The sequence below is a fragment of the Mesorhizobium sp. B3-2-1 genome (assembly GCF_006439515.1).
Taxonomy (GTDB): domain Bacteria; phylum Pseudomonadota; class Alphaproteobacteria; order Rhizobiales; family Rhizobiaceae; genus Mesorhizobium.
The window spans coordinates 22,273-44,852 of sequence record NZ_VFTI01000010.1 but is presented as its reverse complement, the minus strand read 5'-3'; the positions used below and the strand labels follow the sequence as shown (position 1 = coordinate 44,852).

General features: G+C 64.4%; 18 protein-coding genes and 1 pseudogene. 11 read left to right on the top strand and 8 right to left on the bottom strand.

The window, feature by feature from the left end; all coding sequences use genetic code 11:
• Positions 1 to 19: 19 nt before the first annotated feature.
• Entirely contained in the window at positions 20 to 1,864 is a 1,845-nt protein-coding gene (gene ilvD / locus FJW08_RS12560; RefSeq protein ID WP_140810818.1) for a dihydroxy-acid dehydratase, read from the bottom strand.
• A 247-nt stretch (positions 1,865 to 2,111) separates the two neighbouring features.
• Here ilvD and FJW08_RS12555 point away from each other — a divergent pair, with 247 nt between their 5' ends.
• Positions 2,112 to 2,579, top strand: a complete 468-nt coding sequence (locus FJW08_RS12555; protein ID WP_140760803.1) for a VOC family protein — start codon at positions 2,112 to 2,114, stop codon at positions 2,577 to 2,579.
• A 70-nt stretch (positions 2,580 to 2,649) separates the two neighbouring features.
• Here the strand turns inward: FJW08_RS12555 and FJW08_RS12550 are convergent, their stop codons facing one another.
• On the bottom strand, positions 2,650 to 4,242 hold the full coding sequence (locus FJW08_RS12550) for a peptide chain release factor 3 (RefSeq protein ID WP_140760801.1): 1,593 nt from the start codon (positions 4,240 to 4,242) through the stop codon (positions 2,650 to 2,652).
• Positions 4,243 to 4,383: 141 nt separating this feature from the next.
• Here FJW08_RS12550 and FJW08_RS12545 point away from each other — a divergent pair, with 141 nt between their 5' ends.
• On the top strand, positions 4,384 to 5,457 hold the full coding sequence (locus tag FJW08_RS12545; protein ID WP_140810816.1) for an FAD-binding oxidoreductase: 1,074 nt from the start codon (positions 4,384 to 4,386) through the stop codon (positions 5,455 to 5,457).
• On the opposite strand, the gene FJW08_RS12540 is transcribed toward FJW08_RS12545, so the two are convergent.
• The 3 genes from FJW08_RS12540 to FJW08_RS12530 all read right to left on the bottom strand — a co-directional run bounded on the left by FJW08_RS12540 (position 5,451) and on the right by FJW08_RS12530 (position 8,055).
• On the bottom strand, positions 5,451 to 6,821 hold the full coding sequence (locus FJW08_RS12540) for an amidase (protein WP_140810815.1): 1,371 nt from the start codon (positions 6,819 to 6,821) through the stop codon (positions 5,451 to 5,453). The two genes, FJW08_RS12545 and FJW08_RS12540, sit on opposite strands and share 7 nt — an antisense overlap.
• 171 nt (positions 6,822 to 6,992) lie before the next feature.
• A complete protein-coding gene (locus tag FJW08_RS12535; protein ID WP_140810813.1) occupies positions 6,993 to 7,793 on the bottom strand; it encodes a class II glutamine amidotransferase in 801 nt (266 codons plus the stop codon).
• Between the two features lie 13 nt (positions 7,794 to 7,806).
• Positions 7,807 to 8,055, bottom strand: a complete 249-nt coding sequence (locus FJW08_RS12530) for a DUF6356 family protein (RefSeq protein ID WP_140760793.1) — start codon at positions 8,053 to 8,055, stop codon at positions 7,807 to 7,809.
• Between the two features lie 113 nt (positions 8,056 to 8,168).
• On the opposite strand from FJW08_RS12530, the gene FJW08_RS12525 reads away from it, so the two are divergent.
• From FJW08_RS12525 to FJW08_RS12500, 6 genes are all read left to right on the top strand, one after another.
• Positions 8,169 to 8,639, top strand: coding sequence for an Lrp/AsnC family transcriptional regulator (locus tag FJW08_RS12525; protein WP_140810812.1), 471 nt, complete (start codon positions 8,169 to 8,171; stop codon positions 8,637 to 8,639).
• A gap of 85 nt (positions 8,640 to 8,724) precedes the next feature.
• Positions 8,725 to 9,210: a dUTP diphosphatase gene (dut, locus tag FJW08_RS12520; protein ID WP_140760788.1), complete on the top strand. Its 486-nt coding sequence runs from the start codon at positions 8,725 to 8,727 to the stop codon at positions 9,208 to 9,210.
• Between the two features lie 53 nt (positions 9,211 to 9,263).
• Positions 9,264 to 9,935, top strand: a complete 672-nt coding sequence (locus FJW08_RS12515; RefSeq protein ID WP_140810810.1) for an HAD family phosphatase — start codon at positions 9,264 to 9,266, stop codon at positions 9,933 to 9,935.
• 84 nt (positions 9,936 to 10,019) lie between these two features.
• Complete coding sequence (locus tag FJW08_RS12510; RefSeq protein WP_140810808.1) at positions 10,020 to 10,871, top strand: hypothetical protein; 852 nt, start codon at positions 10,020 to 10,022, stop codon at positions 10,869 to 10,871.
• Between the two features lie 75 nt (positions 10,872 to 10,946).
• Positions 10,947 to 11,750 carry an oxaloacetate decarboxylase gene (locus FJW08_RS12505; RefSeq protein ID WP_140810807.1) on the top strand — a complete coding sequence of 268 codons (804 nt, stop codon included), beginning with the start codon at positions 10,947 to 10,949 and terminating at the stop codon, positions 11,748 to 11,750.
• A gap of 15 nt (positions 11,751 to 11,765) precedes the next feature.
• Positions 11,766 to 12,764: a proline racemase family protein gene (locus FJW08_RS12500; protein WP_140810806.1), complete on the top strand. Its 999-nt coding sequence runs from the start codon at positions 11,766 to 11,768 to the stop codon at positions 12,762 to 12,764.
• Between the two features lie 4 nt (positions 12,765 to 12,768).
• Here the strand turns inward: FJW08_RS12500 and FJW08_RS12495 are convergent, their stop codons facing one another.
• Together FJW08_RS12495 and FJW08_RS12490 are read right to left on the bottom strand one after the other, a co-directional pair.
• On the bottom strand, positions 12,769 to 13,479 hold the full coding sequence (locus FJW08_RS12495; protein ID WP_140810805.1) for a sulfate transporter family protein: 711 nt from the start codon (positions 13,477 to 13,479) through the stop codon (positions 12,769 to 12,771).
• A 238-nt stretch (positions 13,480 to 13,717) separates the two neighbouring features.
• A pseudogene (locus FJW08_RS12490) lies at positions 13,718 to 14,605 on the bottom strand (EamA family transporter); the annotation flags it as partial.
• A 276-nt stretch (positions 14,606 to 14,881) separates the two neighbouring features.
• On the opposite strand from FJW08_RS12490, the gene FJW08_RS12485 reads away from it, so the two are divergent.
• Together FJW08_RS12485 and FJW08_RS12480 are read left to right on the top strand one after the other, a co-directional pair.
• On the top strand, positions 14,882 to 15,874 hold the full coding sequence (locus FJW08_RS12485) for an adenosine kinase (protein ID WP_140810803.1): 993 nt from the start codon (positions 14,882 to 14,884) through the stop codon (positions 15,872 to 15,874).
• A 495-nt stretch (positions 15,875 to 16,369) separates the two neighbouring features.
• Positions 16,370 to 17,068 (top strand): antitoxin Xre/MbcA/ParS toxin-binding domain-containing protein, encoded by a 699-nt coding sequence (locus tag FJW08_RS12480; protein ID WP_140810802.1) that lies wholly within the window; start codon positions 16,370 to 16,372, stop codon positions 17,066 to 17,068.
• Between the two features lie 41 nt (positions 17,069 to 17,109).
• Here the strand turns inward: FJW08_RS12480 and FJW08_RS12475 are convergent, their stop codons facing one another.
• Complete coding sequence (locus tag FJW08_RS12475; protein ID WP_140810801.1) at positions 17,110 to 19,389, bottom strand: NADP-dependent malic enzyme; 2,280 nt, start codon at positions 19,387 to 19,389, stop codon at positions 17,110 to 17,112.
• A gap of 304 nt (positions 19,390 to 19,693) precedes the next feature.
• On the opposite strand from FJW08_RS12475, the gene mutS reads away from it, so the two are divergent.
• Positions 19,694 to 22,462 (top strand): DNA mismatch repair protein MutS, encoded by a 2,769-nt coding sequence (gene mutS, locus FJW08_RS12470; protein ID WP_140810800.1) that lies wholly within the window; start codon positions 19,694 to 19,696, stop codon positions 22,460 to 22,462.
• Positions 22,463 to 22,580 lie beyond the last annotated feature (118 nt).

The window sequence follows — 22,580 nt, the reverse complement described above, 5'->3', positions numbered from 1 at the left end:
TGGGAAGGGGAGTCGAACTTTACTCCGGCACGTGCCTCACAGCGCCCTTGTCGGCGCTGGTGGCGAAGGCGGCGTAGGCGCGCAGCGCGGTCGTCACCTTGCGCTTGCGCTTTTCCTGCGGCTTCCAGGCGTCCGCGCCCTTGGCCTCCATGGCCGCGCGCCGGGCATCGAGTTCCGCGTCGTCGACGGCAAGACGAATGGTGCGGTTCGGGATATCGATCTCGATCGTATCGCCCTCCTGCACCAGCCCGATCAGACCGCCTTCCGCTGCTTCCGGCGAAGCATGACCGATGGACAGGCCCGACGTGCCGCCGGAGAAGCGTCCATCCGTGACCAGCGCGCAGGCCTTGCCCAGGCCCTTCGACTTCAGATAGCTGGTCGGATAGAGCATTTCCTGCATGCCGGGGCCGCCGCGCGGTCCCTCATAGCGGATGACGACGACGTCGCCGGCCTTGATCTCATTGGCAAGGATCGCCTTGACCGAAGCGTCCTGGCTTTCGAAGACGCGGGCAGGACCGGTGAATTTCAGGATCGACTCGTCGACCCCTGCCGTCTTCACGATGCAGCCGTCGAGCGCCAGATTGCCTTTCAGCACGGCGAGGCCGCCGTCTTTCGAGAATGGCGTCTTCGCCGAGCGGATGACGCCGGTCTCGCGGTTCGTGTCGAGCTCGTCCCAGCGGCGGTCCTGGCTGAAGGCGACCTGCGTCGGCACGCCGCCGGGAGCAGCGAGGAAAAAGTCCCGCACATTCTGGCTCGAGGTGCGTGAAATATCCCAATGGTCGAGCGCTTCGCCGAGGCTGGCGGTGTGCACGGTCGGCAGGTCGCGATTGATCAGTCCGGCCTCGTCGAGCTGGCCGAGGATGGCCATGATGCCACCGGCGCGATGGACGTCCTCCATGTGCACGTCGGATTTGGCCGGCGCCACCTTGCACAGGACGGGGACCCGCCGCGACAGCCGGTCGATGTCCTCCATGGTGAAGTCGACCTCGCCCTCATGGGCGGCGGCCAGGATGTGCAGCACGGTGTTGGTCGAGCCGCCCATGGCGATGTCGAGCGTCATGGCGTTTTCGAAGGCGCCCTTGGAGGCGATGCTGCGCGGCAATGCGCTCTCGTCATTCTGTTCGTAGTAGCGCTGGGCGAGATCGACGACGAGGTGGCCGGCCTCGACGAACAGCCGCTTGCGGTCGGCATGTGTCGCCAGCGTCGAGCCGTTGCCGGGCAGGGAAAGCCCCAGCGCCTCGGTCAGGCAATTCATCGAGTTGGCGGTGAACATGCCCGAGCAGGAGCCGCAGGTCGGGCAGGCCGAGCGCTCGATGACCTTGACGTCCTCGTCGGAGATCTTGTCGTCGGCGGCGGCGACCATGGCATCGACCAGGTCGAGCGCCTGCGTCTTGCCGGCCAGCACCACTTTGCCGGCTTCCATCGGGCCGCCGGAGACGAACACGGTCGGGATGTTGAGGCGCAGTGAGGCCATCAGCATGCCGGGCGTGATCTTGTCGCAGTTGGAGATGCAGACCATGGCGTCGGCGCAGTGCGCATTGACCATGTATTCGACGGAGTCGGCGATCAACTCGCGCGACGGCAGCGAATAGAGCATGCCGTCATGCCCCATGGCGATGCCGTCATCGACGGCGATGGTGTTGAATTCCTTGGCAACGCCGCCGGCCTTCTCGATCTCGCGCGCGACCAACTGGCCAAGATCCTTCAGGTGGACGTGACCCGGCACGAACTGCGTGAAGGAATTGACCACCGCGATGATCGGCTTGCCGAAATCACTGTCCTTCATGCCTGTGGCGCGCCACAGGCCGCGGGCGCCGGCCATGTTGCGGCCATGGGTGGTGGTGCGGGAACGGTAGGCGGGCATGTTTTTTCCTTGATGGCTGACCGCAGCCGAAGAATGGCGCGGCGGCGCTTAATTTTGATCGCAGGGGTTATAGACGCGCAAGTATGGTCTGGCCACATTTTTGCAATGCGCCAGATTCTCCAGGAAAATTCGATGCCACTGTCGGATCGGGCGTTTCACGGCCGTCCTTGGGCAGACGGCAAGAAATGGCACCATTCCGGGAGTCGGCCGTTTCATTGTGGCGCAAGAAGCAACCGAGGAGCACGACATGCAAAAGATCACCACCTGCCTGTGGTTCGACGGCCAGGCCGAAGAAGCGATGAACCACTACGTCTCCATCTTCAAGAATTCGAAGGTGCTGAGCGTGCTGCGTTGGCCCAAGGGTCACGCCGATGAGGGCAAAGTGCTGCTGACCACGTTCGAGCTCGACGGCGTGCCGTTCCAGGCGCTCAATGGCGGCCCCAACTTCAAGTTCAACGAGGCGATGTCGCAGTCGATCGACTGCAAGACGCAGGAAGAAGTCGATTATTTCTGGGAGAAGCTCACCGAGGGCGGGGAGCCTGGCGCCTGCAGCTGGTTGAAGGACAAGTTCGGTGTTTCCTGGCAGGTCGTGCCGGAACAGTTGCCGCGCCTGCTTCTGGATCCGGACCGGGCCAAGGCCGGCCGGGTGATGAGTGCGATGATGCAGATGGGCAAGATCGACATCGCCAAGATCGAGGAAGCGGCGAAGGGGTGATCGCAAGTGAGTAGTCAGTAGTGAGTAGTCAGTAGCGATATTACTACTCACTACTCACTACTCACTATAATCACGCCGCCTTGTCTCTCACCTGGTAATCCTTGATCGTGGCGAAACGGATCGCTTTCCAGCGGTCGGCTTCGTAGTTCAGAGAGAAGGCGTGCTGGGCGAGGAAGACCGGGTCGTTGTCGAGGTCGCGGGCGATGTCGCCGCGATGCGCCTCGATGAAGCGAAGCACCTCGGCCTTGTCGTCGGCCGAGATCCAGCGGCAGACCGAAAAGCGCGACATTTCGAACTCTACGGGCAGCGTGTACTCGAAGTTCAGCCGCTCTTTCAGCACATCGAGTTGCAGGGCGCCGACGACGCCGACGATGGCCGGAGAGCCGTCCTCGGGCGAGAACAGCTGCACGACGCCTTCCTCGGCCATCTGGTGCAGCGCTTCCTTGAGTTTTTTCGCCTTCATCGCGTCGCCGAGACGGACACGACGTAGAATTTCCGGGGCGAAATTCGGCACCCCGCGAAACAGGATTTCCTCGCCTTCGGTCAGCGTGTCGCCGATGCGCAGCGTGCCGTGGTTGGGAATGCCGACGACATCGCCGGCAAACGCCTCGTCGGCGGTGACGCGGGTGCGGGCGAAGAAGAATTGCGGCGCCGAGAGTGACATAGGCTTGCCGGTGCGCACCAGCTTGGCCTTCATGCCGCGCTCGAGCTTGCCCGAGCAAACGCGCACGAAGGCGATGCGGTCGCGGTGGTTGGGATCCATGTTGGCCTGGATCTTGAAGACGAAGGAGGTCATTTTCTCCTCGGTCGCCTCGATGGTGCGGGTATCGGCCTCCTGCGCGCGCGGCGGCGGGCCGAAGGCGCCCAGCGCCTCGATCAGGTCGCGCACGCCGTAGTTGCGCAGCGCCGAACCGAAATAGACCGGCGTCAGATGGCCCTCGCGAAAAGCGTCGATGTCGAGCGGGCGGCAAGCTTCGCGCGCGAGTTCCAGTTCCTCGATGAAGGCCTCGCGCTCGTTTTCCGGCAGCAGGCCGGCAACACGGTTGGAATCGGGACCGTTGACCGGCGTGCGCTCCTTCTCGTCATCGCCCTTACGCACCGCGTTCAGCGCCAGGTGATAGGTGCCTGAAAAGGTCCTGCCACGGCCGATCGGCCAGGTGATGGGCGCGGTGTCCAGCGCCAGCTTCTGCTCGATCTCGTCCAGAATCTCGAACGGATCGCGACTTTCACGGTCCATCTTGTTGACGAAGGTGATGATCGGGATGTCGCGCAGCCGGCAGACCTCGAACAGCTTCAGCGTGCGCGGCTCGATGCCCTTGGCGGCATCGATGACCATGACCGCCGAGTCGACCGCCGACAGCGTGCGATAGGTATCGTCGGCGAAATCCTCGTGGCCCGGCGTGTCGAGTAGGTTGAAGACGTTGTCCTCATATTCGAAGGTCATCACCGAGGTGACGACCGAAATGCCGCGCTCGCGCTCGATCTTCATCCAGTCGGACCGCGTCTGGATGCGGTCCTTCTTTGCCTTGACCTCGCCGGCAAGCTGAATGGCGCCACCGAACAGCAGCAGCTTTTCGGTCAGCGTCGTCTTGCCGGCGTCAGGGTGGGCGATGATCGCGAAAGTGCGGCGGCGCGATACCGCCTGTTCGATGTCTTCTGCCAATTTCTGGAATCCTGTCTGTGGCGCGGGCTTCTAGCAGCGCTTTTCCAGCCTGTCGACGGTTTTGGCCTGACGGGTCCTGTCCGCACTTGAGCTCCGGCCGCGGCGATGGCATCAGGGATGCCAATCCGACGGAGATCAAGCATGAGCGAAACCAAGCAAATCATCGTCATCGGCGCCGGCATCATCGGTGCTTCCATCGCCTGGCATCTGACCAAGGCCGGCGCGCAAGTGACCGTCATCTCCGAAAGCGGCATTGGCGGTGTCGCCACGCCAAGTTCCTTTGCCTGGATCAATGCCAGCTGGGGTAACCCGGAGCCGTATTTCCGGCTGCGCAGCCGCGCGATGGCTGAATGGACTCGGCTAGCGCGGGATCTGCCAAGCCTGCCGCTCGCCTGGTGCGGCGGCCTGTGCTGGGATCTATCGGCGGCCGAAATGGAAACCTATGCCGCGGAGCATTCTGCCTGGGGCTACGGCATCGAGCGCGTCGATCGTGCCGGCGCGGCGCGCATCGAGCCGAATCTCGCCGAACTTCCGGATGTCGCTTTGCATGTAGCCGAAGAGGGTGTCGCCGAGCCGGTCGCAGCCGCCAAGGCGCTGCTGGCGGATGCCGAACAACGCGGTGCACGCATCGCCTCCAGCACGGTGACGGCACTTGCCCAGACCAATGGCAGGATAACCGGCGTGGACACATCGCATGGGCTGATCGCCGCCGACGAGGTGGTGATCGCGGCAGGCGTCGGCTCGCCTGACATTGCGGCGACTGCCGGCATCAACCTGCCGATCGAGACGCCGCCCGGCCTGATCGTCCATTCGCGGCCATACAAGAAGCTGCTCAACGGACTGGTGCTGGCCGAGCGGCTGCACATGCGCCAAACGGCGGAAGGCCGCATCATCGCCGGCTCGGACTTCGGAGGCGCCGATCCGGGGATGGATGCCGAGGCCACCGCGCGCGCGTTGTTCGCGGCCACGAAAGCCATGTTGCGCGACAGCGACGGACTTGAGCTGGATTTCCACACGGTCGGCTACCGGCCGACTCCGATCGACGGCTTTCCGATCATCGGCCGCGCCGAGGGTATGGATGGCGTCTACATCGCGGTCACGCATTCCGGGATCACGCTGGCGCCGGCCGTCGGCCTGTTCGCCACGCGCGAAATTCTTGGCGGCGAGCGCGACCCGCTGCTCGAACCTTATGGTTTGTCGCGCTTCGCTCAATAACCCGGCGGACGACTGAAACCGCCGGTCAAGGGCGCCATCGCCCTAGCGATGGCGAGCAGCCGCGCCTCCGACCAGCGTTTGCCGACAAGCTGCAGGCCGATCGGCAGACCGGCGCTGTCCTGGCCACACGGCATCGAAAGCGCCGGGTGGCCGCTGTAGTTGAAGACGGCGCCGTAGGCCGGCAGCATCCAGTAGCTCCGGTCCTTGCCGTCGACCTTGATCGCAGTGCCCGGCGCACAATGTAGGAATGCCGTGGTCATGGCGACCGGGCAGAGCAGCGCGTCCCAATCCTCGAAGAACCGGTCCCAGGCGAGAATGGATTTGTCGCGGCGGGCCAGTGCCTCGAACCAGCGCGAGACCGATGTCGGCCGTTCCGGGGTTTCCTGCGCCGCCTCCATCATCATACCGATCAGCGCGCCGCCCTCGGCAAGATCGTCGTGCAGGTCGAGCTTGGGCAGTTTCGCTTCCTCGATGATGGCACCGGCATCTTGCAGTTGCGTTGCGAGATTTTCGACCGCGGCACTGATGTCGCCGGCCACCGGGAACCCGGCAAAGTCGGGCGCGAAAGCGATGCGCAAAGGCTGGAGGTCGAGCTTCGGCATGGCCTCGACCGGCACCGGCGCAAGGTCGGTGTCGCGGCTGTCCGGGCCGGCGATGATCCGATAGATCAACGACAGATCCTCGACGCTGCGCGCCAGTGGGCCGAGACAGGACATCAGCCGCACGCCGCGCGCGGCACCGTCAGGATCCGGAAAGGCGCCGGCCAGCGAAACGCGATGTTCGGTCGGCTTAAGCCCATAGACGCCGCAGAAAGCCGCCGGAAGGCGGATCGAGTCCTGCATGTCGGTGCCGACGTCGAACGGTGTCATGCCTGTGCAGACGGCGGCAGCGGCGCCGCCGCTGGATCCGCCCGGGGTGCGCTGGAGGTTCCAGGGATTGCAGGTGCGGCCGAACAGCGGATTGTCCGACTGCCAGTCGGACAACATGGTGGCGACATTGGTCTTGGCCATTAGCACACCGCCGGCCGCCTTCAGCCTGATAACGACCGGGCTGTCTTCTTTCGCCACATAGTCGGCGAAGGGCGGGAAGCCGACTGTGGTCCTCACGCCGAATGTCTCGTGCATGTCCTTCAGCGTGAAGGGAACGCCGTGCAGCGGCCCAAGTACGGCACCGCGCGCCAGTGCCGCGTCGGCCTTCTTGGCACGCTCGCGAGCCCCTTCCCTGTCGAGTGAGATGACTGCGTTGACGGCAGGGTTGTGTTTGTCGATCCGCGCGAGATGGGCGTCGAGCGCCTCGACGGCAGAGATCTTGCGATTGGCGATGGCGGCGGCGAGATCGGTGGTTGTGGAAAAGACCGGGTCCATGACGAATGCTCCAGCTTGCTTGCCGCCTGCCCTTCAAGATGGCGGACAGCGGCGCGGCTTCAAGCGGAGTTGAGCATTCCTTGGAAGTCGGCCTTTGATTGGGATTGCGTTGAGGTCGGCACTCTACGGCGCCCCCCTCTGTCCCGCGACGTTACTCAACGCGGCGAAAGCCTATCCAACCAGCGCCAGTTTCGCCGCAGTTGGCGCAAAGGGGCGGATGTCGATGCCATCCCTTGTCATGGTGACGAAGCTCGATGGCGGGACTGCCTGCCAGTCGCCGCCCTCGCGATCGAAGGGCTCGGAGACGATGCAGCGGCCTCCGCCCTTGCCGAACATCGCTGTGTAGAGCGTCGGCGCCTGGGCGTCGCTGGCATAGCGGACCGCATACAGCGCCTGTCCGTCCGAGAAGGCGGCGGTGAGTTTCAGCGCCGGCTCGAGGCCAGCGCGGCGCGAGGCGTCGAGCACGCGGCTGGTGGCGCGGGAAACGGCGCCTTGCGGATCAGCAGCCAATCCTTCGTCGATCATCAGGAGAAAGAAGAGTTCGGAATCGGTGGTGCCTTCGCGCTGGTCGAAGACGGCGTCGGACAGCGAGTTCTCCAGCGCGCGGCGGATCTTCTCGAAGCCGCCGATCTGGCCGTTGTGCATGAACGACCAGCGGCCGGAGATGAACGGATGGCAATTCATGCGGCTGGTGGCGCCGCCGGTCGAGGCCCGCACATGGGCGAGGAACAGGCCGGATTTGATCTGCCGGCACAGGCTCTTCAGGTTGGGATCGGACCACGCCGGCAGGATGTCGCGGTAGAGACCGGGCTCGGGCCGGTCGCCGTACCAGGCAAGGCCGAAACCGTCGCCATTGGTCGGCGACTTCGCTTCCTGGGCGCAGTGGCTCTGGGCGATCAGCGAGTGACAGGGCGCCGTGAGGATGTCTTCGAGAAAGACGGCTTCACCGAGATAGGCGGCCCACCGGCACATCGCTTGTCGTCCCCTAGGCGCGATCCGGAAGAGCCACCGGCTCGTTGATCGCGTGTGTGCCTCTGTTGTGCGTCCGCTCGTAGAGCTCGCGGATGATTCGGCTGGCGGTAGTCTCGAAGAGAAATGGCAAGAAAGCGTGAACAAATGCTGCTCCCGCCGCCATCAGCAGGCGCGACGAGAACCAGGCGGCGAAGGCCATGTGGCCGAAATAGGTTTCACCGACCTTGGCCGGATGTGAGGTAAAAATTCTTGCGACCGACATGCTGGTTCCCCTTCAGCGTTTGCGTTCCGATATGAGTATCCTGACACGCCTCACCGGTTCATTGGTCCCAAAATATCCTTGTATTTTGCCATTTCATGGGACAAATATCCCGCATGACACTGGCAATCGACGAAATCGATCGAAAACTGCTCGCCGAATTGCAACGCGACGGCACCTTGTCGGTCGACCAGTTGTCGGACCGGGTGGCGTTGTCGCGCAATGCCTGCTGGCGTCGCGTGAAGCGGATGGAGGAAGATGGCGTCATCACTGGCCGCGTGGCGCTGGTCGACGCCGAAAAGCTCGGGCTCGGCCTTTCGGTGTTCATCCTGATCCGCACATCCAATCACGATCCGGACTGGCTGCAGAAATTCCGCGCCGCGGTGGCGGGCTTGCCCGAGATCATCGGCGTCTACCGCATGTCTGGCGATCTCGACTATGTGCTGCGCGCCCGCGTCGCCGACGTGAAGGCCTATGACCGGCTCTACCAGCGGCTGATCGCCAAGGTGGCGCTATCCGATGTGTCCGCCTCCTTCGTCATGGAGGAGATCAAGGAGACGACGGTGGTTCCGATGGAAGTGCGCTAGGCCATAGTGATGCCCGAAAGAAAGCCGTTGATAGCTCCGCGGTCGAGTTGACCGAATCGGCAATCGCGCCGATAGGATCGATTTTATGCGCGCAGCCCTCCAAACTCCCTCCGTCATCGGTCCGACCGTCGGCTTCGTCAGGTTGCCGCATGGTGAGGGTCTTCCCCTTCCCGCCTATGAAAGTGCCGGCGCCGCCGGCATGGATTTGCGCGCAGCGGTGCCCGAAGACCGGCCGCTTCTGATCCTGCCGGGCAAACGCGCTTTGGTGCCGACCGGGCTGATCCTGGAAATTCCCGAAGGCATGGAAGGCCAGGTGCGGCCACGCTCGGGCCTTGCCTTCAAACATGGCCTTACCGTCCTCAATTCACCGGGCACGGTCGACAGCGATTATCGCGGCGAGGTGAAGGTGCTGCTGGTCAATCTCGGCGACGAGGATTTTGCCGTCACGCGCGGCATGCGCATTGCCCAGATCGTTTTCGCCGCAGTGACGCAGGTGGCGGTGGAAGAACGTTCGCTCGCCGGCGGCACGGCGCGCGGCTCGGGCGGCTTCGGATCGACCGGCACCGCCTGATGCATGGCTGCGTTTCGGCATATTGAACCGTTTGCCGGGTAGACTGATCCGATATGATTGAAACACGGCCGCTGCCAAAGCTCGTCATCTTCGACTGCGACGGGATCCTGGTCGATACCGAGAACCTGGCCAATCGACGCCTGGCCGAATGGCTTAGCGCGGCCGGGTACCCAACGACCTTCGAATATTGCCGCAAGAACTTCTCCGGCCGCAGCATGGTGTCGGTGCAGAAGGAGATCGAAGAGACGACCAGCGTCAGGCTCGGCGCCGATTTCGTCGAGCGCTGGAATGCCGGCCTGCCGGATCTGTTCGCCCATGGCGTCGAAGCGATCCCTTACGTCCGGGAGTTCATCGAGGCGGTCCGTGCGGCCGGCCTCGCCTATTGCGTCGCCACCTCGGCCAGGATCTCCAAAATGCACATAACGCTTGGTCAGACCGGGCTGTTGCCTCTGTTCGAGCATGCCATGTTCAGCGCCACCATGGTGTCGCGGGGCAAGCCGTTCCCCGACCTGTTCCTGCATGCGGCCAGGACCATGGGCTTCGAGCCCGCCGACTGCATCGTCATCGAGGACAGCGTCGCCGGCACGCAGGCCGGCATCGCCGCCGGCATGCGGGTGTTCTCCTATCATGGCGATCCCTATTCCGACCGCGACGGCCTGATCCAGGCCGGCGGCATCCTGTTCGACGACATGCGCGAACTCGCCGGGCTGGTGCCGATCCACTGACTTTGCCAACCGGTTTGGCTAGCTGCGGCGCCCCGCAAGCCATGTTAGCTTCGCGATGCTTGCGGTGAGGGGACGATATCAAGCATGTCAGGATTTTTGCATCGGCTCGTCTTTGCCTGCCTGTTGCTGCCATTGCTGTGCGGCGCGGCCAGCGCCCAGGACGCCGCCAGCCCGGACCTTCGCAAACCCATTACCGGCCACGCCGATACGACCTATGCCGATCTCATCAGGATGGTCATTCCGGATCTGACGGCGAAGGGTGACTATTATGTCGGCTCCTCGCCGATCGAGATGCGGCACATTGCCGGTCCCGACAATGACAGCTCGCCACCGGAATCACCGAGCATTTTCAGCGCCGGCGTGCTTGGCATCAAAGCCGGCGGCAAGGACCGGCTGGCCATGCTGTTCGACCTCGGCGAGTCGCCCGACAGCGCGGAGGGCTATGCGGTGCTGGCGCTTTACGACCTCACCGGCAAACCGAGGCTGCTCGACGCCGTCAATGTGGCGACCGACCGTTTCACCTTCTTTCGCCACCCCGGTAAACTTTCGCTCGGCGCCAGTGACGATGCGCTGATGATCTCCAGCACGCATTTCAACTCGAACCAAGGCTACATGTCGACGCCGCTTATCCTGGTGCGAGACGACCGTTTTGAGCTGATCGACCTCATCAACACGTTCGACGAAAATGTCTGTTCCTATCGGCGCTCCCAAGACCTGGCCGTTCAGGCTTTGAGCGATGGGCCGCCCTACGCGGCGATCAAGGCGACGATAACCGACAAGACAGCGCCTGGCGAAGAGCCTTGCGACGAACCGGCTCCGAAGGCCGTCTCGAACGACATTTCCGTAACCTACCGCTGGGATAAGAGAACGGCGGGCTATGTCGCCGATTCCGACGCTTTCGAGAAATTGGCAGCAGACAACGAGAAACGCTTCTGAACCAACCGCATTCGTTTGCCCGGCCGCAAACAGCGCGCTAGCATCCGCCCCGACACTCGTTATGGGGGAGCATCCATGGACAAGGGCAAGATTTTTCGCGACCTGCATGCCTCGACCTTCGTCATGCCCAATCCCTGGGACCCAGGCACGACGAAGCTGCTTGGCTCCTTCGGCTTCAAGGCATTGGCCACGACCAGCGCCGGCTTTGCCTTTTCGCGCGGCTTGCCGGATGGAGCCGTGAGCTTCGACCAGATGATCCATCATTGCCGCGACGTGACGGCCGCCACCGACCTGCCGGTTTCGGCCGATCTCGAGAAGGGCAAGGGCGACAGCGCCGAGCAGGCCGCCGAGACCATCTTCGCGGCGGAAGCCGCCGGGCTTGCCGGCTGCTCGATCGAGGACCACACCGGCGATCCGGATAAGCCCATCTATGAGTTTTCGCACGCGGTCGAGCGTGTCGCGGCCGCGGTGGAGGCGGCGCGGGCGCTGAAGCGCGATTTCGTCTTCACGGCGCGGGCCGAGAATTTCCTGTGGGGCAAGTCCGACCTCGACGACACGATCAAGCGGCTGCAGGCTTTCGAAAAGGCCGGCGCCGACGTGCTCTATGCGCCGGGCATCGGCGACATCGAGATGGTGCGCACGATCTGCTCGGCGGTCGGCAAGCCGGTCAACGTCATGGCGAGGCCCGGCTTCACCATCGCCGACCTTGCCATGGCCGGCATCAAACGGATTTCGCTTGGCCCCTGGCTGACCAATTTCGCCTACGGCATGCTGGAGACGGCGGCGCGCGAAATCCAGCAGGACGGCACGTTCGGCTTCACCCGCGCCGCCATGCCGTTCGGCAAATTGCAGGCGCTGTACGGCAAATCCCAGGGCTAGGACGGGCCCGGACGCATGAACCTCACTGTTGTCGACATGCATACGGGCGGCGAGCCTCTCCGGATCGTCACGGGCGGCTATCCCAGCATTCCCAAGGGCGCCATCCTGGAGAAGCGCGCCTATGTGCGTGATCATCTCGATCATTTGCGCAAACTGCTGATCTTCGAACCGCGCGGCCACTACGACATGTATGGCGCCCTGCTGGTCGAGCCGGACCTGCCCGGCGCCGACCTCGCCGTGCTGTTCATGCACAATGAGGGCTATTCCACCATGTGCGGCCACGCCATCGTCGCGCTCGGCCGCTACGCCATCGATCAAGGGCTGGTGGCGAAACAGGAGCCGTTCACCACCGTGAACATCGAGGCGCCGTGCGGTCTGATCGTCGCCTCGGTCGCGGTCAGCGACGGCAAGGCCGGCTCGGTGTCGTTCGAGAGCATGCCGGCCTTCCTGTTCGCCCGCGACCAGCAGATCGAACTGACGGAATATGGCAAGATCGGTTTCGATATCGCCTATGGCGGGGCTTTCTACGCGCTGGCCGACTGCCATCAATTCGGGCTGGAATTCGGCCGCAACCGCGTGCGCGATTTCGTCGACGCGGCAACCGCGCTGACGAACCGGCTCAAGGCCGAATTTCCGCTATCGCATCCCGATCATGATGATCTCGCCTTCCTCTATGGCACTATCCTGACCGATGGAAAGGACGCCTTTTCCGAGGAGGTCACCAGGAATGTCTGCGTCTTCGCCGAGGCGGAGGTCGACCGTTCGCCGACTGGTTCCGGCGTCACCGCCCGGCTGGCGGCCATGCATGCCAAGGGCGAGATCGCCATCGGGCAGACGCGCGTTTTCGAGAGCATCGCCGGCTCGCGCTTTTCGGGGGCCGTGGCGCGAACGGCACAGGCCGGCGCGCATGAAGCGATCGTCGCCCGCGTTGGCGGCCGTGCCTATTATTCGGGACGAGCCGAGTTCATTGTCGAACCGGACGACGAGCTGGGGCGCGGTTTTCTCTTGCGCTGAAGGCTCAACCGCGTGCGGGACGGGCCATTTCCCGCGCCGAGACCGCCTTGTGCAGATGCACCATCATGGCGGCGGCGAAGAGCGGCGTCAGCAGGTTGAGCAGCGGCACGGCAAGGAAGGCCGCGATCACCAGCCCGGAGAGAAACACCGTACCGGCATACTGCCTGCGCAGGGCCCTCGCATCTTCCTCGGGGCGAAAGCGCATGGCGGCGAATTCAAAGAATTCGCGTCCGAGCAAGTAGCCGTTGACGATGAAGAAGGCGGCGATGTTGATGCCTGGCACCAGCAGAAGCATGAGCGCCACGATATTACCCAGGATGACGACGCCGAAGAATTTTATCGCCAGCGCCAGCGACCGCAATGCCGGCATGGCGCGTCCGGCCGGGTCGCCGGGATAGTCGGTGCGCTCGACCACGTCAGCGATATCGTCGAGGAACAAACCGGCGACCACTGCCGTGACCGGCGCGACGAGCAGCGCCATGCCGAAGGCAAGCGCTATTGCCGCGATGATGCCGCCCAGCCAGCCGGCCCAGGATGGCATGCCGGGCAACAATGTCTGGAGCCACGGCAGGGCCAGCCATTCGACAAGGCTGGTCAGGCCTAACCACAGGGCGACCAGCGCCAGCAGGGTCAGGCCGAGCGTCTTGATGAACACGGCGCGAAATGGAGGAGAGAGCAGCTCCCGGGCCGCGGTGCGGGCAGCGTCGAAAATCACCGTGCTTCAACCCCAAGTCAGCGGACACAGCCGCAAGAGCAATTCCAGGAAAAGTGCGTAGCGGTTTTCCGTCCGGGATTGCGTAAAAAAAAAGAAATTAGAGCGGGTCAGAGATTCCATCAAACACTGAACCGCTCAAGGCAGGACGCTCCCGAGATAGGCAGCACGGCCCGCGAGCACAAGCGCGGAGCGTTGCTCGCCTTTGGACGCTCTCGAAATTTGCATATCGGGCGAAGGCCGGCCTGCGGACCGGTATGGTCATGGCAGCCACGCCTGCGACGACAAAACCCATGCCGAGCCAAGCCGTGGGGCCTAGGCTTTCACCGAGGAAGACGGCGCCGATGCCGACACCGATCGGCACGCGCAGATAGGCCTGAGACGTGGTGCCGACCGAACCCAGCGTGTGGATCAGACGGAAATAGATGACGAAAGCCAGTGCCGTCGAAAACACGGACAGGCCGAGCAGCGCGAGGATGGAAGCCGCCGAAGGCGCCAGCGTCCACGGCTGGTCGACCGCCAGGCTGAGCGGCACCAGCATGACCGCGCCGCACAGCATCGAACCGGCGGCGGGGAGCATCGGATCGAGGCCCTTGAAGCCACGGCCGAAAATCGGGGCGCCCGCATAGCACACGGTTGCCGCGACGATGGCCAGCTGCGCCCAGAGCTGGTGGCCGATGCCGCCAAGCGCCTGCGTGCCGACGATGAGGCAGATGCCGGCGATGCCGGCGCCGACGCCGACCAGCTTGCGCACTGTGACCGGCTCATGGCGGGTGATGAGCGCCGTCAGCAGGAAGGTGAAGATCGGCGAGGTGGCGTTGAGGATGGTGGCAAGGCCGGCGTCGACCGAGCGCTCGGCGGCGGCGATCAACGTGAACGGGACGACGCTGTTGAGGCAAGCCTGGAAGGCGAAGCGGCGCCAGCTTGCCGCATCGCCCGGCATGGCAAGCCCGCGCCAGCGGATGATGGCGAACAGGATGGCGCCGGCGATCAGGGTGCGAGCGGCGATGAAGGTGATGGGCGGGATGGTCTCGACGCCGATCTTGATGAAGGTGTAGGAGGCGCCCCACAGCACCGCCAGCACGCCGAGCAGCGCCAGGTCGGTGGTCGTATCGCTCTTTGCAGACATGGGCTTGCCGCCTTCGGGTCGAGATCGAACAAGCCCTTTTAGGCAACGCCACGACGAAATGCTTCGGCCACGATCGAATTGTCGTAACGCCTGGGGGTACAACGAAAACCATGGGCAGAACCGCTTTACAGGCACGTAGTTGCTGGCTTCTTCGACAAAGATGGGCCTCGCCGCAACGCCGGCAACGACAGAAAATCGGTTGCCAGTTTTCAGGATCATGCTGTAGACCCGCGCGGGCATGGCAAGAAGCCGGCCCGGGTTTTGGCGGAGACATTGATGCCGGAATATGACGTGCTTTGCATCGGCAATGCGATTGTCGACATCATCGCCCAGTGCGAGGAGGACTTCCTCCAGACCAACGGCATCATCAAGGGCGCGATGAACCTCATAGACACCCACCGCGCCGAATTGCTCTACAGCCGCATGGGTCCGGCGATCGAGGCCTCCGGCGGCAGCGCCGGCAACACGGCGGCTGGTGTCGCCTCCTTTGGCGGACGCGCCGCCTTCTTCGGCAAGGTCTCCAACGATGCGCTGGGCGAAATCTATGCGCACGATATCCACGCGCAGGGCGTCGCCTTCGACACCAGGCCGCTCGAGGGCGAGCCGCCGACGGCGCGCTCGATGATCTTCGTCACCCCCGATGGCGAGCGCTCGATGAACACCTATCTCGGCGCCTGCATCGAACTCGGGCCGGAAGATGTCGAGGCCGACAAGGCGTCGGGCGCCAAGGTCACCTATTTCGAGGGTTATCTGTGGGACCCGCCGCGCGCCAAGGAAGCCATCCGGCAGACGGCCAGGCTGGCCCACGCGGCCGGCCGCGAAGTGTCCATGACTCTCTCCGATTCGTTCTGCGTCGACCGCTACCGCGACGAGTTCCTCGACCTGATGCGTTCGGGCACAGTCGACATCGTTTTTGCCAACAGCCACGAGATCAAGTCGCTTTACCAGACTTCGTCGTTCGACGAGGCGGTGGCGCAGATCCGCAAGGATTGCAAGATCGCGGCGGTGACCCGTTCCGAAAAGGGCTCGGTCATCGTGCGCGGCGACGAGACCGTGGTCATAAAGGCGACCGCCATCAAGGAACTGGTCGACACGACGGGCGCCGGCGATCTCTACGCCGCCGGTTTCCTGCATGGTTATACACAGGGCTGCGACCTCCAGACCTGCGGCGATCTTGGCTCACTGGCGGCCGGATTGGTGATCCAGCAGATCGGCCCAAGGCCACGCCAGAACCTGCGCAAAGAGGCCGAGCAGGCGGGGTTGTTGTAGGGTGAAGCTGCCGATCTCCCCCTCGTGGGGGTTGAGGAGTGGTCCGCGAAGCGGGCGGAAAGCCAATTGCTTGGCTTCCGAACGACGAACGCCGGCAGGCCAGAGGGGGGCGCTGTCCCGCCGACATCTCGAGGTTTTCCCTGCCAACCGACGGCATGCCCCCGGCGACGCTGAGCGGCCGCGCGTGTGAACACAAGCATCACTGTGTAGCGATCCTTTGCGCCCCCCTCTGCCCTGCCGGGCATCTCCCCCACGAGGGGGGAGATCGGCAGCTTCGCCGTCTCGCCCACCGTCGCGCAGTTGTCACATACCGCTCCTACATGCGAGCGTGCCGTGACTGACATTTCGGCAAGCTAATCGGGTGTGGAGCAATGCAGGACAGCAACCTGTCGGGTCGCTGCATCTGTTGCCGTCGCGCTTTCCGCTTTCCGCCGTAACCGTTCAACAACCGGCCGCGGCTGAGGGAGGAGAGCGCGCGACCAAGAAGACAGATGCATGACCAGATTTCAGACCAAGACGACCGGCATCACGCAGGACGATTTCGCCGACATGGTCGCGGAAAAGGTCGAGCGTGCGCTTGCCCACTATGACGAGGCCATCAACGGTCCGACAAAGGTCTCGGTCGGCAAGATCGCCGGCAGCATAGCGTCCGCCGTCACTTTGCTGTCGCCCAAGCACCAGCGCGCCATCGACGCCATCCATGCCGACCTTCCCGGCCTTGCCTCGAAATTCGTGCGTGCGCTCGCGGCCGAAGCCGCGCGCCGCAGCGAAGCCGGCACAACCGGGACGACAACGCTGTCGGCTGAGGCCGAAACACCACCCGCGTTTCCCCCGTCCGACGACCTCGAATCGATGCTGATCGAGGACTGGGCCGGCCGCGTCGCCGGCTCGACCTATCTGGAAGAAAACCTGCGCATCGCCCGCTCCACCTTGCACCGCTGGCAGAGACGCGGCGACGTCATCGCGCTGCGCAAGGGCGGCCGCAAGCACGTCTTCCCGCTGGCGCAGTTCGTCGACGGCAGGCCGGTGGCGGGCATAAGCGACGTGCTGGAGCTGATCGGCAACCCGAGACTGACCTGGCTATGGCTGACCCGCCCAGCGGCACAGCTCGACGGCCGCATTCCAATCGATCTGCTGCGGCAGGACCGGGCGGAAGAGGTGGTCGAGGCGGCGCGGGTGTTCGCGCCAGGGTGAGGGTCCCAGCCTGATCGCCAGCTTTCGTCAGTCCGTCTGCCTCAAGTCCCCGCCGTATACGCCGCGATCGCCGCCATGTTCACGATGTCCGAGTCCTTGGCGTTCAGCGATACGATTTGTACCGGCTTGTTCAGGCCGACCAGCAGCGGACCGATGACGGTCGAGCCGCCCAGTTCCTGCAGCATCTTGGTCGAGATCGAGGCTGAGTGGAAAGCCGGCATGATCAGGACGTTGGCCGGGCCGGTCAAACGGATGAACGGGTATTGCGCCATGGCGCGGGGGTTGAGCGCGACGTCGGCGGCCATTTCGCCGTCATATTCGAAATCGACGCGGCGCTTGTCGAGGATGCGCACGGCTTCCTGGATGCGTTCGGAACGCTCGCCCTGCGGGTGACCGAAGGTGGAATAAGCGAGCATGGCGAGCCTCGGCTCATAGCCCATGCGGCGGGCGAAGCCGGCCGCTTCCTCGGCGATGTCGGCGATCTGCTCGGCGTTGGGCATGTCGTGGACGGCGGTGTCGGCGACGATGACCGTCCGGCCGCGCGCGAGCACGATCGAGGCGCCGATGACGCGATGGCCGGGCTTGGCGTCGATGACGCGCCTGATGTCGTCGAGCGCGGTGGAATAGTTGCGGGTGACGCCGGTGACGATGCCGTCGGCGTCGCCCAGCGCCACCATGCAGGCGGCGAAATGATTGCGGTCGTTGTTGATCAGGCGCTGGCAGTCGCGGAACAGGAAGCCTTTGCGCTGCATGCGTTCGTAGAGGTAGTCGGTGTAGATCGAATTGCGACGCGACAGGCGCGCATTGATGATCTCGATGCCTTGCTTGTTCAAGTCGATGCCGGCGTGCCTGGCGTTCTCCTTGATGACGTCGTCGCGGCCGAGCAGGATGGCGGTGCCGAGCCGCTGGTTCACATAGGAGACGGCGGCGCGCATCACCTGCTCCTCCTCGCCCTCGGCGAAGACGATGCGCTTGGGCTGGCGGCGCACGCGGTCGTAGATGCGCTGTAGGGTCGAGGCGATCGGGTCGCGGCGGGCGGAAAGCTCCTGCGCGTAGCGGTCGAGATCGAGGATCGGCTTGCGGGCGACGCCCGAATCCATTGCCGCCTTGGCCACGGCAATCGGAATGGCCGAGATCAGGCGCGGGTCGAACGGCACCGGGATGATGTAGTTGGGCCCGAATTTCGGCCGGTTGCCCTGATAGGCGGCGGCGACGTCGTCGGGCACGTCCTGGCGCGCCAGGTCGGCCAGTGCACGCGCGGCGGCGATCTTCATGTCGTCATTGATGGTGGTCGCCCTGACATCCAGCGCGCCGCGGAAGATATAGGGGAAGCCGAGCACGTTGTTGACCTGATTGGCGTAATCCGAACGCCCGGTGGCCATGATGGCGTCGGTGCGGATCTCGGCCACTTCCTCGGGCGTGATCTCGGGATCGGGATTGGCCATGGCGAAGATGATCGGGTTCTTGGCCATCGACTGCACCATGGCGGTGGTCAGCGCCCCCTTGGCGGAAAGGCCGAGGAAGACATCGGCGCCGTTGAGCGCCTGGGCCAGGGAACGCGCCTCTGTCTTGACCGCATGCGCCGATTTCCACTGGTTCATGCCCTCGGTGCGGCCCTGGAAGACCACGCCCTTGGTATCGCATAAGGTGATGTTTTCGGGCGAAAAACCCATCGCCTTCATCAGCTCGATGCAAGCGATGCCGGCCGCACCCGCGCCATTGCAGACCAGCTTCGTGGTCTTCATGTCGCGGCCGGTTACCTCCAGCGCATTGATCAGGCCGGCGGCCGAGATGATGGCGGTGCCGTGCTGATCGTCATGGAAGACCGGGATGTCCATCAGTTCGCGCAGACGCTGCTCGATTATGAAGCATTCCGGCGCCTTGATGTCTTCCAGGTTGATGCCGCCGAAGGAGGGACCGAGGAAGCGCACGCAGTTGATGAACTCGTCGGCATCCTCGGTGTCGACCTCGAGGTCGATGGAATCGACATCGGCGAAGCGCTTGAACAGCACCGCCTTGCCTTCCATCACCGGCTTCGAGGCCAGCGCGCCGAGATTGCCGAGGCCAAGAATGGCGGTGCCGTTCGAGATGACGGCGACCATGTTGCCGCGCGTCGTGTAGTCGAAGGCTCTGGATGGATCCTCGGCGATGGCGCGCACCGGCACGGCGACACCAGGCGAATAAGCGAGGCTCAGATCCCGCTGCGTCATCATCGGTTTGGTGGCGACGATCTCCAGCTTGCCGGGCCGGCCCATGGCATGGAATTCGAGCGCTTCCTGCGCGCTGACGGATGGACCGTTGTTCTCGGTTTTCCTGGCCATGATGCTTTTGATTTCCTCGCCGGTGCGACACCTCCTTGAGGCGGGTGCCTGTGTGCTTGCGAATTAAGACCACGGGCCGCCGCGTGTAAACCACGAAGCTCTGCAAAGCTGCTTCAAAGCGGACGCAGCCGGTCAGGAGCCGTTCCGCGCTACCCTGGATGCCGTGATTTCATGCGCATGCGCGATCACGGCATCGGGCAATGCACCTGAATAGCCGTCCCACGGACGATGGCTCGCGGTCTTCCCCTGCTTTTCGATGGCCCGGCATTAAACCCCGCCATCACATCTGCTAGCGTGCCGCGCCATGAACATGCACAGCCCGAACGAGCCCGACGCCCCCGAGGCGATGACGCCGCCACAGCCCGGCACGGCCGCCGTCACGCCGATGATGGAGCAGTTCATCGAGATCAAGGCGGCGAACCCGGATTCGCTGCTGTTCTACCGCATGGGCGATTTCTACGAGCTGTTCTTCGACGATGCCGAGAAGGCGAGCCGGGCGCTCGGCATCGTGCTCACCAAGCGCGGCAAGCATCAGGGCCACGACATTCCGATGTGCGGCGTGCCGGTGCATGCGGCCGACGACTATCTGCAGAAGCTGATCGGCCAGGGATTCCGCGTCGCCGTCTGCGAGCAGATCGAGGACCCAGCCGAAGCCAAGAAGCGCGGCTCCAAATCGGTGGTGCGCCGCGACGTGGTGCGGCTGGTGACGCCGGGCACCATCACCGAGGACAAATTGCTGGCGCCGTCGGAATCGAGCTTCCTGATGGCGTTGGGCAGGGTGAAGGGCGGGGCGGAGCCAAGAAGCGGGGAGCGCGGCAGCGCGACAGGGAACCAAGGAAGCTTTGCAATTGCCTGGATCGACATCTCGACCGGCGCCTTCCGCGTTGCCGAGACAACCGCCGACCGGCTGCTCGCCGACATCTTCCGCGTCGATCCGCGCGAGCTGATCGTCGCCGAGCCGGTGTTCCATGATCCCGAACTGAGGCCGGTTTTCGATGTGCTCGGCCGCGTCGCCAGCCCACAGCCGCCGAGCCTGTTCGATTCGGCATCGGCCACGGGGCGGATCGCGCGCTTCTTCGGGGTGGCGACACCGGACAGTTTCGGCACGTTTTCGCGCGCCGAACTGTCGGCCATCTCGGGCGCCATCGCCTATGTCGAGAAGACGCAGAAGGCCGAGCGGCCGCCGCTGTCGCGGCCCGAACGCGAGGAGCAGGGCTCGACCCTGTTCATCGATCCGGCGACGCGCGGCAATCTCGAACTGTTGCGCACGCTGTCCGGCAGCCGCGAGGGTTCGCTGTTCAAGGCGATCGACCGCACGGTAACCGGCGGCGGCGCAAGGCTGCTCGCCGACCGGTTGATGGCGCCGCTGACCGATCCGGCGGCCATCGCCGCGCGCTTGGACTCAGTGTCGTTCTTCCGTTCCGAAGTGCGGCTTTGCCAGGCAGTACGGATGAGCCTGAAGAGCGTCGCCGACATGCCGCGTGCGCTGTCCAGGCTGGCGCTCAACCGCGGCGGCCCACGCGACCTCGGCGCGCTGCGCGCCGGCTTCGAGGCGGCCGGCGCCATTGCCGAAACCTTTGCCGCGGTCGCCTTGCCCCAGGAACTGGCCGGCGCAATGGCCGCCATCCAGACGCTGCCCAGGGCACTTGCCCAGCATCTCACCCAGGCGCTCGGCGAGGAACTGCCGCTGCTCAAACGTGACGGCGGTTTCGTTCGCGGCGGTTACCATGCCGAACTCGACGAGATGCGGGCGCTGCGCGACGAGTCGCGCAAAGTGATCGCCGCGCTGGAGCGCTCGCTGATCGAGGAGACCGGCATCCGTTCGCTGAAGATCCGGCACAACAACGTGCTCGGTTACTACATCGAGGTGACGGCCAACCATCATGCCGTCATGACCGGCAGCGATGGCGCCAAGGCGCGGTTCATCCACCGCCAGACCATGGCCAATGCCATGCGCTTCACCACGACGGAACTCGCCGAACTCGAGACCAAGATCGCCAATGCCGCCGACCGTGCGCTGAGCATCGAACTGGCCGCCTTCGATGCGCTGACGGCGGAAGCCGTCGGCGAGGCCGAGGCTATCCGCGCCGGCGCCGATGCGCTCGCCGTGCTCGACGTGTCGGCAGCACTCGCGCTTTTGTCGGAAAGCGAAGCCTGGTGCCGGCCGGTCGTGGATTCCAGCCTGGCCTTCGAGATTTCGGGTGGCCGGCATCCAGTGGTCGAACAGGCGCTGCGCCGTTCGGGCGAAGGCCCGTTCGTCGCCAATGATTGCGACCTCTCGCCCAAGGGGAATGCCAAGAACGGCGCGATCTGGCTGCTGACCGGCCCAAACATGGGTGGTAAGTCGACGTTCCTGCGGCAAAACGCGCTGATCGCGATCCTGGCCCAGACCGGCTCCTTCGTGCCGGCGGCGTCTGCCCATATCGGCGTCGTCGACCGGCTATGCTCGCGCGTCGGCGCCTCGGACGATCTGGCGCGCGGCCGCTCGACCTTCATGGTCGAGATGGTCGAGACGGCGGCGATCCTCAACCAGGCCGGCGAACGGGCGCTGGTGATCCTCGACGAGATCGGCCGCGGCACCGCGACGTTCGACGGCCTGTCTATCGCCTGGGCGGCGGTGGAATATCTGCATGAGAAGAACCGCTGCCGGGCGATCTTCGCCACCCATTTCCACGAAATGACGTCGCTCGCCGGCAAGCTGGCGCGGCTCTCCAACGTCACCATGCGGGTCAAGGAATGGGAAGGCGACGTCGTCTTCCTGCACGAGGTCGGCAAGGGCGCGGCCGACCGGTCCTACGGCGTGCAGGTGGCGCGGCTCGCCGGCCTGCCGGAAGCGGTGGTCGACCGGGCCAAGGCGGTGTTGCATCAGTTGGAGGAAGGCGAGGTCTCCGGCAAGACCAACCGGCTGGTCGACGACCTGCCGCTGTTTTCGGTGGCGCTGAAGCGGGAAGCGCCAAGGCCGGTGAAGAGCGACGCGCTGGGCGCAGCACTGGGCGACATCAACCCCGACGAGATGACGCCGAAGGAAGCGCTGGAGGCGCTTTACCGGCTGAAGGGGCTGGCGGGGAAATAGGAGAGGCGGCGGCGATACCGCCAATCTCCCCCGGAGGTGCAGGCGTTCGCTATCCACATCTTCGAGTGGTGCGGCAATCTTGATGCGGGTTTCCATGACGGTTCTTCCCATCTAGGTT